This window comes from Rhodobacter viridis, assembly GCF_003217355.1.
Taxonomy (GTDB): Bacteria; Pseudomonadota; Alphaproteobacteria; order Rhodobacterales; family Rhodobacteraceae; genus Rhodobacter; species Rhodobacter viridis.
The window spans coordinates 38841-52926 of the sequence record NZ_QJTK01000010.1 but is presented as its reverse complement, the minus strand read 5'-3'; the positions used below and the strand labels follow the sequence as shown (position 1 = coordinate 52926).

General features: G+C 65.1%; 15 protein-coding genes. 3 read left to right on the top strand and 12 right to left on the bottom strand.

Features of this window, described 5'->3' with window-relative positions:
• The first annotated feature begins 54 nt into the window (after positions 1-54).
• Entirely contained in the window at positions 55-849 is a 795-nt protein-coding gene (gene rlmB, locus C8J30_RS12950; protein ID WP_110806272.1) for a 23S rRNA (guanosine(2251)-2'-O)-methyltransferase RlmB, read from the top strand.
• 187 nt (positions 850-1036) lie between these two features.
• Positions 1037-1456, top strand: a complete 420-nt coding sequence (locus C8J30_RS12945) for a CoA-binding protein (protein WP_110806271.1) — start codon at positions 1037-1039, stop codon at positions 1454-1456.
• A 149-nt stretch (positions 1457-1605) separates the two neighbouring features.
• Here the strand turns inward: C8J30_RS12945 and C8J30_RS12940 are convergent, their stop codons facing one another.
• The 11 genes from C8J30_RS12940 to C8J30_RS12890 all read right to left on the bottom strand — a co-directional run bounded on the left by C8J30_RS12940 (position 1606) and on the right by C8J30_RS12890 (position 12363).
• Positions 1606-2790 (bottom strand): DegT/DnrJ/EryC1/StrS family aminotransferase, encoded by a 1185-nt coding sequence (locus C8J30_RS12940; protein WP_110806270.1) that lies wholly within the window; start codon positions 2788-2790, stop codon positions 1606-1608.
• 92 nt (positions 2791-2882) lie between these two features.
• Complete coding sequence (locus C8J30_RS12935; protein WP_110806269.1) at positions 2883-4190, bottom strand: NAD(P)/FAD-dependent oxidoreductase; 1308 nt, start codon at positions 4188-4190, stop codon at positions 2883-2885.
• A gap of 3 nt (positions 4191-4193) precedes the next feature.
• Positions 4194-5561 carry a glutamine synthetase family protein gene (locus C8J30_RS12930; RefSeq protein ID WP_110806268.1) on the bottom strand — a complete coding sequence of 456 codons (1368 nt, stop codon included), beginning with the start codon at positions 5559-5561 and terminating at the stop codon, positions 4194-4196.
• A gap of 38 nt (positions 5562-5599) precedes the next feature.
• A complete protein-coding gene (locus tag C8J30_RS12925; RefSeq protein WP_110806267.1) occupies positions 5600-6220 on the bottom strand; it encodes an FMN-binding negative transcriptional regulator in 621 nt (206 codons plus the stop codon).
• Between the two features lies 1 nt (position 6221).
• A complete protein-coding gene (locus tag C8J30_RS12920) occupies positions 6222-6908 on the bottom strand; it encodes a type 1 glutamine amidotransferase (RefSeq protein ID WP_110806266.1) in 687 nt (228 codons plus the stop codon).
• Positions 6909-7094: 186 nt separating this feature from the next.
• Positions 7095-8426, bottom strand: a complete 1332-nt coding sequence (locus C8J30_RS12915; protein WP_110806265.1) for a glutamine synthetase family protein — start codon at positions 8424-8426, stop codon at positions 7095-7097.
• Positions 8427-8430: 4 nt separating this feature from the next.
• Entirely contained in the window at positions 8431-9264 is an 834-nt protein-coding gene (locus C8J30_RS12910; protein WP_110806264.1) for an ABC transporter permease, read from the bottom strand.
• Complete coding sequence (locus C8J30_RS12905) at positions 9261-10142, bottom strand: ABC transporter permease (RefSeq protein WP_110806263.1); 882 nt, start codon at positions 10140-10142, stop codon at positions 9261-9263. Before C8J30_RS12905 ends, C8J30_RS12910 begins: the two co-directional genes overlap by 4 nt.
• Positions 10143-10232: 90 nt before the next feature.
• Complete coding sequence (locus tag C8J30_RS12900) at positions 10233-10952, bottom strand: transporter substrate-binding domain-containing protein (protein WP_110806262.1); 720 nt, start codon at positions 10950-10952, stop codon at positions 10233-10235.
• Between the two features lie 35 nt (positions 10953-10987).
• Positions 10988-11785 (bottom strand): ABC transporter ATP-binding protein, encoded by a 798-nt coding sequence (locus C8J30_RS12895; protein ID WP_110806261.1) that lies wholly within the window; start codon positions 11783-11785, stop codon positions 10988-10990.
• 134 nt (positions 11786-11919) lie between these two features.
• A complete protein-coding gene (locus C8J30_RS12890) occupies positions 11920-12363 on the bottom strand; it encodes a tellurite resistance TerB family protein (RefSeq protein ID WP_110806260.1) in 444 nt (147 codons plus the stop codon).
• Positions 12364-12508: 145 nt separating this feature from the next.
• Here C8J30_RS12890 and C8J30_RS12885 point away from each other — a divergent pair, with 145 nt between their 5' ends.
• Positions 12509-13135 carry a TetR/AcrR family transcriptional regulator gene (locus tag C8J30_RS12885; protein ID WP_110806259.1) on the top strand — a complete coding sequence of 209 codons (627 nt, stop codon included), beginning with the start codon at positions 12509-12511 and terminating at the stop codon, positions 13133-13135.
• Positions 13136-13236: 101 nt separating this feature from the next.
• Here the strand turns inward: C8J30_RS12885 and C8J30_RS12880 are convergent, their stop codons facing one another.
• A complete protein-coding gene (locus C8J30_RS12880; RefSeq protein ID WP_110806326.1) occupies positions 13237-14076 on the bottom strand; it encodes a cytochrome c1 in 840 nt (279 codons plus the stop codon).
• Positions 14077-14086 lie beyond the last annotated feature (10 nt).

The following is a 14086-nucleotide window of genomic DNA, read 5'->3' as shown; positions in this document are numbered from 1 at the left end:
CCCTCTTGCCAAAAGGAGCCCCGCAGCGCAGAGAGATCGAAACGGGAGAGCACGATGAAGAAACCGGAATGGGTGATCGAGAAGGAACGCGCCAAGCGGGCGGCGGCGGCGGAAACGCTGTGGCTTTTCGGTCTGCATGCGGTGCGCGATGCGCTGATGAACCCGGCCCGGGTCAAGCTGCGGCTGGTGCTGACGAAGAACGCCGCCGACAAGCTTGCCGAGGCGATCGCGGCGGGCGGGCTGGAACCCGAGATCCTCGAGCCGCGCAAGTTCGACACGCAGGTGCCGCTCGGCCCCGATCAGGTGCACCAGGGCGCGGCCCTCGAGGTGAAGCCGCTCGACTGGGGCAAGCTCGCCGATGTCGCGCTGACGGGCGAGGGGCTGCCCTTGGTCGTGCTGCTCGACCGCGTCACCGATCCGCATAACGTCGGCGCGATCCTGCGCTCGGCCGAGGTGTTCGGCGCCCGCGCCGTCGTCGCGCCTGCACGCCATTCTGCGCCCGAAACCGGGGCGCTGGCGAAGACCGCCTCGGGCGCGCTGGAACGGCAGCCCTATCTGCGCATCACCAATCTGGCCGATGCGATGGGCGAGCTGCGCGACATGGGCTATGTGCTGATCGGTCTCGCCGGCGAGGCGACGATGACGCTGGCCGAGGGCTTGGCCGAGGTCGGCACGCGGCCGGTCGCCATCGTTCTGGGCGCCGAGGGGCCGGGGCTGCGCGAAAAGACCCGCGAGACCTGCGATCATCTGGTGCGGATCCCGTTTGGCGGGGCCTTCGGCTCGCTCAACGTGTCGAACGCGGCGGCGGTGGCGCTTTACGCGGCAAGCTCCGGTCGGGGCGGGGCGTGAGATCACGAAAGGGCGATCCTTGCGGAATCTTTTTCTGCGACCCTTTAACGCGGCCTTTACATCCCTATGTCTCACTTATCGGGCGCGGCATTGGAACCTCCGCGTCGACTGTCACTGTCCCTCGTTCCGCACTTTCGCGCCCGGTGCCCCCTGTGGTCCGGGCGCTTTTTCTTGACCGGAGGCGCCGATGACCGAAGCCGAGCTGCGCGAGATCCTGTCCCGGGTCCGCACCATTGCCCTTTTGGGCTTTTCCGCCAAGCCTGATCGTCCCTCGCATGCGGTGGCGGCCTTCCTGCAGGCGCGCGGCTACCGGGTGATTCCGGTCAATCCGGGGCTGGCCGGGCAGGTGGCGCTGGGCGAGACGATCTATCCCGATCTGGCCGCGATCCCGTCCGATATCGCGATCGACATGGTTGATGTCTTCCGCGCCCCCGAGGCTGTGCCGGACATTGTCGCGCAGATGCTGACCCATCGCCCCGAGGCGCGGGTGCTTTGGCTGCAGTTGGGGGTGATCCACGCCGAGGCGGCGGCGCAAGCCCGCGCCGCGGGCAAGCTGGTGGTGATGGACCGCTGCCCGAAAATCGAGATCACGCGGCTGGGGATGTAAGGCAGGGGGGCGTTCAGGGGGCTTACGCGGCGCCACTGGCGCCACGGTCCCCCTTCACCCCAAACCCCCCAGCGTATTTTTCCCAAGAAAAAGCCCGGGGCTTCTTCTTGGCCCAAATACGCTCTTCCCCTTTGGGACCGGAGGCTGCGTCAGCCTTTGACCGCCGCGGCCGCCTCGACAATGGCGGAGGCGATGAAGTCAAGCTCCGGGCGGGTCAGCCGCGCGGGCAGGCGGGTGTCGCAGGCGCGCATCAGCATCGCGCGCGTTTTCGGCAGCTCGGGCAGCTCGCCCAGAAACTGCCAGTTCCAGAACGCGCGGGCATTGTCGGGCGAAAGGCCGAAGACCTGCACGCCGACGCCGCGCGATTTCGCCTCGTCCTGAAGCCGGATCGCTTCCGCATCGGTCCAGTCGCCCACCAGATTGAATTGCAGGCTGTCGGGGGCACGGGTTTCCGGGGCAAGCGGCGGCGGCACGTCAAGCCACGGGCTTTCGTTCAGCTTCTCCGCGACATAGTCGTGATTGGCCAACCCCGCCGTGACACGCCGATCCAGCTCGGGCAACTGCGGGCGGATCACCGCAGCCGACAGGTTCTGCATCCGCGTGTTGTAAAGCGGCAGCTTGTTTTGCCAATGCACGAAGCTGTTGGCGAGCCCCGGGTGTTTCTTCCAGTTCTGCTCGTAGGCGCCCGACATGATGATCGCCCGCGCGGCCAGCTCCGGATCGTCGGTCACCAGCACGCCGCCTTCGCCCGCGTTCACCATCTTGTAGCTCTGGAAGCTGAAGCAGCCGACCTTGCCGATCGTGCCGATCTTCTTGCCGTGCCAGAGCGTGCCCAAGCTGTGCGCCGCATCCTCGATCACCGGCACGCCTTTCGCGTTGGCCAGCTCCATGATCACGTCCATGTCCGAGGTATGGCCGCGCATGTGGCTGATCATCACCGCCGCGATCGTGTCGTCGAATTTGGCGCGGAAGTCGTCCAGATCGATGCGGAAATTCGCCCCCACCTCGACCAGCACCGGCTCGCAATCGGCATGCACGATCGAGGACGGCACGGCGGCAAAGGTGAAGGCGGGCACCAGCACGCGGGCGCCGCGCGGCAGGTCGAGCGCTTTCAGCGACAGGAAGAGGGCCGCCGAGCAGGACGCGACGCAGACCGCGTAGCGCACGCCCAACAATTCGGCGAATTCCGCCTCGAGCTTGGCGACCGGCGCATTCTCCGACGTGTAGCGGAACAGGTCTCCGGTCGCGAGCAGCCGTTCGATCTCGGCGCGGGCGGCCTCGGGGATCGGTTCGGCATCATAGCAATTCGGAGGGGTCTGGCCGTCGCGGGGCATGTTCAGCTTTCCTGAATGTGACATTCAGCAATGCTTTAGACCTGTGCCCCGCGCGCGCCAAGTGAAAGTTTCGCGACGCGGCCAAGCGCCGCCTAGACGCCCAGCCGATCGCGCAGGCCAAACCAGGCCATGCCCGCCACCAGAAGCGGAAACCGCAGCGCCGCGCCGCCCGGAAAACTGGGCTGCGGCAGGCGCGCCATCACGTCAAACCCGTCGCCCGTGGCGGTGATCGCCTCGGCCATCAGTTTCCCCGCATGGATCGAGAGCGCCACCCCATGCCCGGAATAGCCCGAGGCCGAGAGACAATTCGGCGCCGGGCGGCGAAAGCAGGGCATCCGGTTCACGGTAATGGCCAGCGTGCCGCCCCAGGCATGGGTGAATTTCACGCCTTTCAGCTGCGGATAGACCTCTTCCAAGGGCTTGCGCACCTTCGCCGCGATATCGGCGGGAAAGCGGTAGCTGACCGTCTCGCCGCCGCCGAAGATCAGCCGATCCTCGTGCAGGCGCCAGTAATTGACGACGAATTTCAGGTCATGGGCGGCGATGTCGCGCGTCAGCACCTCGCGCACCCGATCGCCCAAAGGCTCGGTCGCGACGATGTAATTGTTGATCGGCATCACCCGCGCCGCGATCTGCGGCTCGAGACGGTCAAGGTAGCCATTCGCGCCCAGAACCACATGATCCGCGATCACGGCGCCCGCGTCGGTCTCGATCCGGCTTTTCGCCCCCGCCTGTTGGCCGTGGGTGATCTTCGCCACCGCCGAGCGCTCGTAGATCACCGCGCCTGCCGCCTCGGCCAGACGCGCCAGCCCAAGGCACAGGTTCAGCGGATGCACATGCCCCGCGCCATGGTCCAGATCGCCGCCGGTATAGACGGGCGAGGGCACCAGCGCCTGCGCCGCGGCCTTGTCGAGCGTCTCGATCTGGTCATAGCCGTAATGGCTGGCCAGATGGTCTGCCTCCGCGTGCAGCCACGCCACCTCGGACGCCTTGCGGCCCAGATGCGCGACGCCGCGATGGGTCGGCACGCCCGCCTGATCGGCGAGGCCATAGGTCAGCGCCTTCGCCTCCTCGGCCATGTCCCAGAGCCGACGGGCCGTGCCCTTGCCCACCATCTTTTCCAGCGTGCCGACATCGAGCCGCTGCCCCGAGCCGATCTGCCCGCCATTGCGGCCAGAGGCGCCAAAGCCCGCCCGATGCGCCTCCAGCACGACGACCTTGCGGCCGGCGCGCGCCAGATGCAGGGCGGCCGACAAGCCCGTATACCCGCCGCCGACGACGCAGACATCGGCGCGGACCTCGCCCGCGAGCCGCGGCCGCTCGGGCGAGGGATCCCGCGTGGATGCGTAGAAGCTGGCGGGGTATTCCCCCGCCTGATCATTCACATGCAACAGATCCATGCGTCACACGTTCAGCAGAAGGTGTTCGCGCTCCCACGGGCTGATGACCTGCAGGAATTCCTTGTATTCGTTGCGTTTGACCGCCTCGTAGACGGTGCAGAACTCGATCCCCAGCGCCTCGCGCACGGGGCCACTGTCGGAAAACAGATCGAGCGCATCGCCCAGATTGAAGGGCAGGTCGGTCTCGCCCATATAGGCGTCGCCCTGACATTCCGCCCGCGGCATCTTCTTTTCCTTCAGGCCCAGATAGCCGCAGACCATCGAGGCGGCGAGGCCCAGATAGGGGTTGCAATCCATCCCCGCGAGCCGGTTTTCCAGCCGCCGCCCGGAGGGGTCCGAGATCGGCACCCGCAACCCGGTCGTGCGGTTGTCGCGGCCCCATTCGATGTTGATCGGGGCGGCAAAATCCGGGACGTAGCGGCGATAGCTGTTCACGTAAGGCGCCAGCAGCGCCACCACCGCGGGCAGATGCGTCTGCATGCCGGCGATGAAATGCAAAAACTGCTCGCTCTCGCCGCCATCGGGGTTCGAGAAGATGTTCCGCCCGGTCTTCGCATCGATCACCGACTGGTGGATGTGCATCGCCGAGCCGGGTTCGCCCTCGATCGGTTTCGCCATGAAGGTGGCAAAGCAATCGTGGCGCAAGGCCGCCTCGCGGATCAGCCGCTTGAAGTAGAAGATCTGATCGGCCAAGGCCACCGGATCGCCATGGGCCAGGTTGATCTCGACCTGACCCGCGCCGCCTTCCTGCAAGATGCCGTCGATCTCGAAGCCCTGCGCCTCGGCGAAATCATAGATATCGTCGATCACCTTGCCGTATTCATCGACCGCCGACATCGAATAGGCCTGTTTCGCCGCCGCGCGGCGCCCCGAGCGCCCCATCGGCGGGATGATCGGCTGGTTCGGGTCCAGGTTGCGCGCGACCAGAAAGAATTCCATCTCGGGGGCGACGATCGGCTTCCAGCCCTCGGCCTCGTAAAGCGCGACGATGCGCTTGAGCACGTTGCGCGGGGCGACCGGCATCGGCTCGCCGCTCTGGTCGAAGACGTCGTGGATCACCTGCAGCGTGATGTCGGCGGTCCAGGGCGCAGCCGAGGTGGTCGACCAGTCGGGCGTCAGCACCATGTCGGGCTCGGTGAAGGCGCCCATCGGGTTGTCGGCCCATTCGCCGGTGATCGTCTGCAAAAAGATCGAATTCGGCAGGTAGAAGCGGTCCTGATAGGCGAATTTCGAGGCGGGCATGGCCTTGCCGCGGGCAACGCCCGCGATATCGGCAACGATGCATTCCACCTCGTCAAGGCGGCGCCCGGCGATGTAGTCGCGGGCGGCTTTGGGAATGAGGGCAGTCCAGTCCGGGGATTTGCGTGACATGTCTTTCGCTTTCCAAAATGTTTCGGGGAAGTCGGACGTCACGCCTCGGGGTCGGGCATCAGGCGGGCCAATGGCACGCCTTCGGCCATCATGCCTGCCCGAACGCCTGCGCGGTCCGGTTTGCCCCGGTTCTGCGAAAGCTTCAGTTTTCCTTCCATCGAAAGGATGTCGATCTCGAGCCCCACGATCCCGCGCAACTGCGCGGCGATGAACTCCTCGGGCGCGTCAGAGACGGCCCAGGCGTCGGGGCGGTGAGCTTCCTGCGCCTGGGTCAGCGCGTCGATCTGCGCCCGCAGGAAGGGTTCGTCATGGATCAGCCGCGCCGTGCCGCGCAACTGCACCATCGCGTAATTCCAGGTCGGCACGACGCGGTGATGCTCGGCCTTGGTCGGATACCAGCCGGGGTGGACATAGGCCTCGGCCGGTTGAAAGACCACGAGCACCTCGGGCGCCGCCGCGATCTCGGCCAGTTGCGGATTGGCTTTCGCCAGATGGGCGCGCAGCACGCGGCCCGCGTCGGTCGTCACCAGCTGAAAGGGGATCGGCCCCGCCATGATCCCGCCCGGGCCCGAACTGATCAAAAGGCCCAGCGGATGCGCCGCAATCAGCGCCGAGAGCGTCTCGGCGTCATCCTCGGCAAAGGCGGGCAGGCGGTACATCTCACCCCCGCTTCGCCATGAAGAAATCGGCGATCCGGTCGGCCACGCGGGCGGCATCGGTGCCCTTGCCCTCGGCCATCTTCGCCCGCGCCGCCGCCATCAGCGGATCGGGCACCAGACCCGGGCCGCGCGTCGCCATCAGCCCCTCGACGAAGGCATCGCGGAATTCGGGATGGGCCTGAATCGTCAGCGCGGTCTCGCCATAGACCAGCGCCGCGTTTTCGCAAAACTCGTTGCAGGCGATGACCTCGGCCGCCTCGGGCCGGACCGTCACCTGATCGCGGTGCCAGGCGTTCAGCGTGACCGGATCACCGCCGAAATCATAGACCTGCGGCCCCACGGCCCAGCCGCCCGGAAACCGTTCGACCTTGCCGCCCATCGCCTGCGCGATGATCTGATGGCCAAAACAGATGCCCACCATCGGCACCTTTTCCGCGATCGCTTCGCGGATGAAGGCTTCGAGCGGCTGAATGAACGGATGGCTCTCATAGGCGCCATGCCGCGAGCCGGTGATCAGCCAGCCCTCGCAGTCATGGACCGAGGCGGGAAACTCCATCGCCTCGACGTTGAAGGTCTGGAATGTCAGCCCGTGATCGCGCAAAAGCGCCACGAACATGTCGGGATAATCGCCCGCCTCCCCCCGCAAGATGTCGGGGGACTGGCCGGTCTGCAAGATGCCGATACGCATGAAAGTCTCGTGATTGGGTGGCTCAAGCGTAGCCCTGCGGCGCGACCCGGGCAAGGGGGGCCGTCGGCCCCTTGGGTGCCCCCTCGGATATTTGATCAAAAAGCAAGGCGCCTGCCTTCTTCTTGGTCGAAATACGCGCAGGGGGTCCGGGGGGCGGCAGCCCCCCGGTTTTTCAGATGGCTTTGCTCAGACGGTGTCGAGGTAAAGCTCGGTCTGCTCTTCCTCGGACAGTTCCGCCATGTAGTGGATCTCCTGACGCTTGGTCATCAGGAAGTTCTCGATCAGCTCTTCCTCGAAGATGCGCTTGATCAGCGGGCAGCTGTCGAACTGGTTGATCGCCATGTTCCACGTCGCCGGAAGCTGCGGCAGATATTGCGCATAGGCATTGCCGACGATCGGATCGTCGGGAACCATCTTGTCCTCGAGGCCCACCAGCGCCGCGCCAAGGATCGCCGCGATCATCAGATAGGGGTTGACGTCGCCCCCCGCCACCCGATGCTCGATCCGCCGCGCCTGAGGCCCCGAAGACGGGATCCGCAGCGCTGCGGTGCGGTTCTCATAGGCCCAGCCGATGCCGGTGGGCGCGTGGGCGTTCGGCACCAGCCGCGTGTAGCTGTTCTGATGCGGCGCAAAGATCAGCGTCGAACCGGGCAGGGCGGCCAGACAGCCCGCCACCGCCGAGCGCAGCGCATCCGAGCCCTTCTCGGTGCCATCGTTGAAGATGTTCTCGCCGTCCTTGTCGAGGATCGAGAAATGCGTGTGCATCCCGTTGCCCGACCACAGGTCATAGGGCTTGGCCATGAACGAGGCGGCAAAGCCATGCTGCCGCGCCAGACCCTTGACGAGCATCTTGAAGAGCCAGGTGTCATCGGCGGCCTTCAGCGGATCGGCCTGATGCATCAGGTTGATCTCGAACTGCCCCGGCCCGGCTTCCGAAATCGCCGTATCGGCCGGGATGTCCATCACCTCGCAGGCCTCGTAAAGCGCGGTGAAGAAGCCATCGAAGGCATCGAGCGCCCGCAGGCTGAGGATCTCGCCGCCGGTGCGGCGCTTGCCGGAGCGGGGCGAGGGCGGCACGCGCAGCTTCGTGCCGGAATCGTCGATCAGGAAAAACTCAAGTTCCGTCGCCACCACGGGCGTCAGGCCCTTTTCGGTGTAGCGGTCCTTGACCCGCGCAAGCGCTTGCCGGGGATCGCCCGAATAGGGGCGGCCGTCCATGTGGAACATCCAGATCGGCAACAGCGCGGTGGGTGCCTCGAGCCAGGGCATCGGCATGAAGCCCCTCTCGGTCGGGCGCAACAGGCCATCGCAGTCGCCGGTCTCGAAGACCAGCGGACTTTCCTCGATGTCCTCGCCCCAGATGTCGAGGTTCATCACCGAGAACGGAAATCGTGTTCCCTCGGAAAAAACCTTGCTTGCGAAACGTGCGGGTATGCGCTTACCCCTTGCCACCCCGTTGAGGTCCGCAGCAGCCACGCGAATGGTGCGCACCTCGGGATGCTCCTTCAGCCAGTCCATGTCCTCACCTGATGATTTGCGGCCTGATCCTCAGCTTGGGGCGGGATTGCCCCGGGAGATGCCGGTTCAGACGGCGGTTGATCATCCCGAACAACCCGATCAGCGTCAACGTGATCAGGATGAAATAGAAGGCGGTGATCGGGTAGGGGATGAATGGGTTGAACGTCTTGTCCGCGAAGAACTTGGCGTAATAAAGCGCGTCGCCGCGCTGCTGATACGCCGGAAATCCCGAGAAAAAGACGATTGTCGTCGCATGAAACAGGAAAATCGCTTCGTTGGTGTAGGCGGGCCAGGCGAGCCGCAGCGTCGTCGGCCAGAGGATGCGGCGGAACTTCTGCCAGCCGGTCAGGCCATAGGCGTCGGCGGCTTCGATATCGCCCTTCGGCACCGCCATCAGCGCGCCGTGGAAGATCTCCGCCGAATAGGCCGAGGTGTTCAGGAACAGAACGAAAGCCGCCCCCGCCCAGGCCGAGGTGGTCCAGTCGGTCGGAATGATCAGCCCGCCCAGCGTGATGCCCGCTTTCGGCAGTTGCACCAGAAGTTCGTAAGCCAGGAAGAACTGGATGAAGAGCGGCGAGCCGCGGAAGACGAAAATGAAGGCCTCGGCCGGGCGGCGCAGCCAGCCGTTCGAGGAGGCTTTCGCCAGCGCCAGCGCCGTGGCGAAGAAAAAGCCGAAGAGCAGCGCGAGCGTGCCGAAATAGACGTTCCAGATCAGGCCGGAGCCGATCAGGGTGAATTCATGGCACAGCGTGAAGTCGGAGCGCGGCAGCACGCGCTCGCCATAGCCCAGCGAGCGGAAGGCATAATCGGCGATGATCTGCGGGCAGGTATCGGTCATGCCGCGGCCTTCCGTTGCGCTTCGCCCGCCATCGTCGCCTGACCTTTCGAAAGGCGGTTCGTCACCCGGTCCAGCACGATTTCCGAGACCTTGGTCATGCCAAGGTAATAGCAAAGCAGCGCCAGCACATACCACACGCGCCAGTCGCCATGCGGGAAGTCGTAAAGCTGCGATTTCGTCGCGCCCAATTCGCGCGCCCAGTAAACGATGTCCTCGACGCCCAGCAGGAACAAAAGCGGCGTCGCCTTGATCAGGATCATCCAGAGATTCGACAGGCCCGGCAGCGCATAGGTCCACATCTGTGGAATGAGAATGCGGCGGCGCACCTGCGCGGTGGTCATGCCATAGGCTTCCGCGGTTTCCAGCTGCGCGCGCGGCACGGCGTTCATCGCGCCATAAAGCACATTCGCGGCAAAGGCTCCGAAGACGACAGAGAAGGCGATCACGGCGAGGAAGAAGCCATAGACCTCGTGCCAGATCTGCGGTGCGGTCGACAGCGGCAGTTTCGCGGCGGCGCAGACGGCGAATTCGTTGTTCGCCCAGACCGGCGTGCCGTCATGCGGGCATTTGTAGAGATAGCGCAGATATTCGAGCCCCTGATCCATCGCGACCGGGACGAACAGGAAGAAGACGATGTCGGGAATGCCGCGCACCATCGCCGTATAGGCCTTGCCGAACAGGCGCAGCGGCAGGATGGGCGAGCGGGCGGCAATCGCGCCGCCAAAGCCGAAGGCCAGCGCGATCGGCGCCACGATCAGCATCAGCGCCAGAACCACGAAGAACGAGCCATAGAAAAGCAGGTGCTTGCCTGTGGTCAGGTAGCACAGAGCCCAGGCAAGGCCCTCGAGGGATTTCGGATCGGCGCAGCTGTCAAACATGGGAAAGGTCGCCTCCGGCGGGGGCGTATTTGGACCAGGAAAAAACGGCTGCTTTTTCTTGGCTCAAATACGCCCGCCGGAGGCCTGATCTCAGAACACTTGCGAGTCGTCGCCGAACCACTTCTTGATCATCGCATTGAGCGAGCCATCGGCTTTCATCGCGGTGATCACGGCGTCGAATTTCGCCTTCAGTTCGGTGTCCGACTTGCGCAGGCCGATGCCGACGCCGCCGCCCAGCGGCACATCCGCGCCCGACCAGACCAGCTCGCCGCCTTCGGTCACGAAGGGCTTGATCGCGTCCTTGTCGGCAAAGACCGCGTCGGCCTCGCCGTTCTTCACCGCCGCGATCGTGTCGTCGAGCGTCGGGAATTCCAGAAGCGTCGCGCCCGATTTCGCCACGTAATCGGCCTGGATCGTGCCGACCTGCGCGGCCACGACGCCTTTCAGGTTCGCATCCGCCGATTTCGCCGCATAGGCCGAGGCCGCCGGCGGAATGTAGTTCTGCGTGAAATCGATCGTCTGCTTGCGCTCGTCGGTGATGCTCATCCCGGCGATGATCGTGTCATAGTTGCCCGAGAGCAGGTTCGGGATGATGCTGTCCCATTCGTTCGTCACCCACTCGCATTTCAGCGCAGCCTTGGTGCACAGGGTGTCGCCCAGTTCGCGCTCGAACCCGTCGACTTCCCCCTTGTCGTTGATGAAGTTGTAGGGCGGATAGGCGCCCTCGGTGCCCATGCGCACGACATCGCCCGCAAAGGCGGTGCCCGCGCTCAGCGCCAGGGCTGCGGCGGTCAGGATCAGCTTCTTCATGGCTCTCTCCACGGTTGGGGTCTTGTTGTTCTTGTTTACGCCGGCAGCGTTGCCGACAGGAATTGCTTCAGACGTTCGGATTTCGGCGCGCCGAACAGCGTTTCGGGCGGGCCTTCCTCTTCGATGCGGCCCTGATGCAGGAAGACGACGTGATCGGAGACATCGGCCGCCAGCCGCATGTCATGCGTCACGAGGATCATCGTGCGGTGTTCGGCGGCCAGATCCTTGATCACCTTCACCACCTCCTGCTGCAGCTCGGGATCGAGCGCCGAGGTGGGTTCGTCGAACAAAAGCGCCTGCGGCTGCATGCAGAGCGCGCGGGCGATCGCGGCGCGTTGTTGCTGGCCGCCCGACAGCTGCGCGGGCCAGGCGTCGGCCTTGTCGCCGATGCCGACCTTGGCGAGCAGGCTGCGGGCGAGCGGTTCCACCTCGGCGGCGGGGTGGCCGAGCACGGTCACCGGCGCCTCCATGACGTTTTGCAGGATCGTCATGTGGCTCCAGAGGTTGAACTGCTGGAAGACCATCGACAGGTTGGTGCGAAACCGCGTCACCTGCGCGCGGTCGGAAGGGCGGCGCGCAAGGCCGGTGCCCTGCCATTTCACCGCCTCGCCCGAAAAGATCACCTCGCCCGACTGGCTGTCCTCGAGCAGGTTGCAGCAGCGCAGCAGCGTGGATTTCCCGGACCCCGACGAGCCGATGAGCGATACGACCGTGCCCCGCTCGGCGCGGATCGACACGCCCTTGAGCACTTCAAGGGAGCCGTAGCTCTTGTGCAGGTCCCTGATTTCGATGACAGGCGCAGTGGGGCTCGGGGCAGTCGGGCTGTTGGTCACGGTTCGGCTTCTCTTTGTCCGGTTGGTCAAGTTGGCGCGATTTCGGGGGCAAATGCAACGGGCGAGTTGTGCTTGCCCCAAGGGAAGCCGCCAAAAGCACAGGCAGATGGCGCGGGAATGGGCAAAGCCTGCACTCAGGGCAGCCCGGCCGCTACCCTTTGCCGCGCCAGCCCCGAATCGCGATCCGAAACCCCCAGCAACCGGGCCGCGAGACGGATCAGCGCGTCCTCCTCGGGGTTGCGGGCGTCATCGGCGAGCGCCACCTGCCAGAGCGCCTCGATCACGCCGATGCGGTCCTCGTAGGCGATCTTTTCCTTCAGCGCGCGGGTGAAGCGCACGGTATCGGGGGCTTCGGCCTCGGCCTCCTCGGCGCGGGCGCGCAGCTCGGCCGCCTCGATGTGCGACAGGCCGGAGCGGGCCGTGAGCACCTGATCGATGTGGAAGCGCTCGTCTTCGTCATAGTGCCCATCCGACCGTGCAAGACGCACCAGAAGCGCCGCCAAGGCGAGGTCGGCGTCATCCGCGGTCAGCGGTTTCGGATGCGGATCGGCCAGCAGGCCCGTCAGGAACTTGAACATCGCTGCACTCTAACGCCCTGTGACGCGGGGGCAAGGGCGCGATACATTCCGATACGTAACGCAAAGCGAGGTTTTCCGGTCCGGCGCGACTTGCCCGGTTTCTGGGCAAGGTCTAAAGTGAGGCGCCCGTGGAGGCGGGCTTGTCATGACGCAGGTCCAAGTCGGTATCAAGAAGGGTCGCAAGTTCGATCAGGTTCTGGAAGGCGCGCGCAAGGTCTTTCTGCGCGATGGCTTCGAAGGGGCTTCGGTCGATGACATCGCCCGCGAGGCCGGGGTGTCCAAGGCGACGCTCTACAGCTACTTCCCGGACAAGCGGCTGCTGTTCATGGCGATCGCGACCGGCGAGTGCAAGCGGCAGGCCGACGAGGCGCTCGAGTTCATCAATCAGGGCGACAAGCCCGTGCGCGAGGTTCTGCGCTATGCCGGCAACAGGCTGATCGATTACATCACCTCGCCGCTGGGTCTGCAGACCTATCGGCTGTGCGTGGCCGAGACCGACCGTTTTCCGGCGCTGGGGCAGCAGTTCTATGACTCGGGACCGCTTCTGGTGCGCTCGCGGATGGGCGACTACCTGAGGAAGGCGACCGAGCGCGGCGAGCTGGTGATCGAGGATTTCGATCTGGCCGCCGATCAGTTCGCCGAGCTGTGCAAGGCCGATGCCTATCACGGCTTCATCTGCGGAGCACTCTCCGACTATCCGAACGAACGCCGCGCCCGGGTGATCGAGGGCGCGATCGAGATGTTCCTGGCCCGCTACGGCGCGCGGCCCTGACCCCTCGCGGCGGTCTCGGCAGAGCCCGTCGCGCTTTCCCTGCCCCGAAATGCAAAACGCGCCCCGTGGGGCGCGTTTCGGTTTCATGTGTCCGGCGTCACTCAGGCCTTGTGGCCCTTGTAAGGCGCCCACAGACGCTTGTTGGTCAGATAGAGCAGAACGCTCATCAGGCCGAGCATGACGAAAGCCACCATGCCCATCTGCTTGCGCGCTACGAGCTTCGGCTCGGCCGCCCACATCAGGAAGGCGGCGACGTCCTGGGCCATCTGGTCCACGGTCGCCTTGGTGCCGTCTTCGTAGGTGACCTGATCGTCGGTCAGCGGCGGGGGCATGCGCGCCCAGCTGCCGTGGGTGATCTTCGTCCCGGTCGCGTCCTTGCAGGTGTCCGGCACGCCGCCCACCTGGAAGACCTTGTTGTAGTAGTAGCCGTCGATCCCGTCCGGGGCGCATTCCGGGTTTTCTTCGAAACCGATGACGTAGTTGTAGATGTATTCCGGACCGCCGATGCCCTTGAAGAGCTGGTTCATGCCGGTGCCGTTCGGGCCCGAGAAGCCCGCGCGCGCCTTGGCCATCACCGAAAGGTCCGGGCCCATGCCGTCACCGACGCGGGTCGGGAACATGTCGGTTTCCTTGCGGTCCCGCTCTTCGCCCGTGTCCTTGTCGATGATGGTGTCGAGACCGGCCGCATATTCGCGCACGACCGTCGGGTCAAGCTGCGGGCCGCCGTCATCCGACAGGGTGCGGATCGGCACGAACTTCATGCCGTGGCAAGCCGAGCAGACTTCCGAATAGACCTGGAAGCCGCGGCGCAGCTGCGCCTGATCGTACTTGCCGAAGATCCCTTCGAAGCTGAAGGCATGATCGGGCACGTTGTTGTTCGCCAGTGCCGCGCCGGAACCGAGAACCAGGGCGGAAACGGCAGAGATCAGAATCTTTTTCATGATATCTTTC

Excerpts from the sequence above, each read along its gene's own strand:
- C8J30_RS12885 (WP_110806259.1), top strand. The coding sequence starts at position 12,509 with ATGACGCAGGTCCAAGTCGGTATCAAGAAGGGTCGCAAGTTCGATCAG.
- C8J30_RS12940 (WP_110806270.1), bottom strand. The coding sequence starts at position 2,790 with ATGCCCCGCGACGGCCAGACCCCTCCGAATTGCTATGATGCCGAACCG.
- C8J30_RS12890 (WP_110806260.1), bottom strand. The coding sequence starts at position 12,363 with ATGTTCAAGTTCCTGACGGGCCTGCTGGCCGATCCGCATCCGAAACCG.
- C8J30_RS12925 (WP_110806267.1), bottom strand. The coding sequence starts at position 6,220 with ATGTACCGCCTGCCCGCCTTTGCCGAGGATGACGCCGAGACGCTCTCG.
- C8J30_RS12900 (WP_110806262.1), bottom strand. The coding sequence starts at position 10,952 with ATGAAGAAGCTGATCCTGACCGCCGCAGCCCTGGCGCTGAGCGCGGGC.
- C8J30_RS12935 (WP_110806269.1), bottom strand. The coding sequence starts at position 4,190 with ATGGATCTGTTGCATGTGAATGATCAGGCGGGGGAATACCCCGCCAGC.
- C8J30_RS12910 (WP_110806264.1), bottom strand. The coding sequence starts at position 9,264 with ATGACCGATACCTGCCCGCAGATCATCGCCGATTATGCCTTCCGCTCG.
- C8J30_RS12915 (WP_110806265.1), bottom strand. The coding sequence starts at position 8,426 with ATGGACTGGCTGAAGGAGCATCCCGAGGTGCGCACCATTCGCGTGGCT.
- C8J30_RS12930 (WP_110806268.1), bottom strand. The coding sequence starts at position 5,561 with ATGTCACGCAAATCCCCGGACTGGACTGCCCTCATTCCCAAAGCCGCC.
- rlmB (WP_110806272.1), top strand. The coding sequence starts at position 55 with ATGAAGAAACCGGAATGGGTGATCGAGAAGGAACGCGCCAAGCGGGCG.
- C8J30_RS12880 (WP_110806326.1), bottom strand. The coding sequence starts at position 14,076 with ATGAAAAAGATTCTGATCTCTGCCGTTTCCGCCCTGGTTCTCGGTTCC.
- C8J30_RS12905 (WP_110806263.1), bottom strand. The coding sequence starts at position 10,142 with ATGTTTGACAGCTGCGCCGATCCGAAATCCCTCGAGGGCCTTGCCTGG.
- C8J30_RS12920 (WP_110806266.1), bottom strand. The coding sequence starts at position 6,908 with ATGCGTATCGGCATCTTGCAGACCGGCCAGTCCCCCGACATCTTGCGG.
- C8J30_RS12945 (WP_110806271.1), top strand. The coding sequence starts at position 1,037 with ATGACCGAAGCCGAGCTGCGCGAGATCCTGTCCCGGGTCCGCACCATT.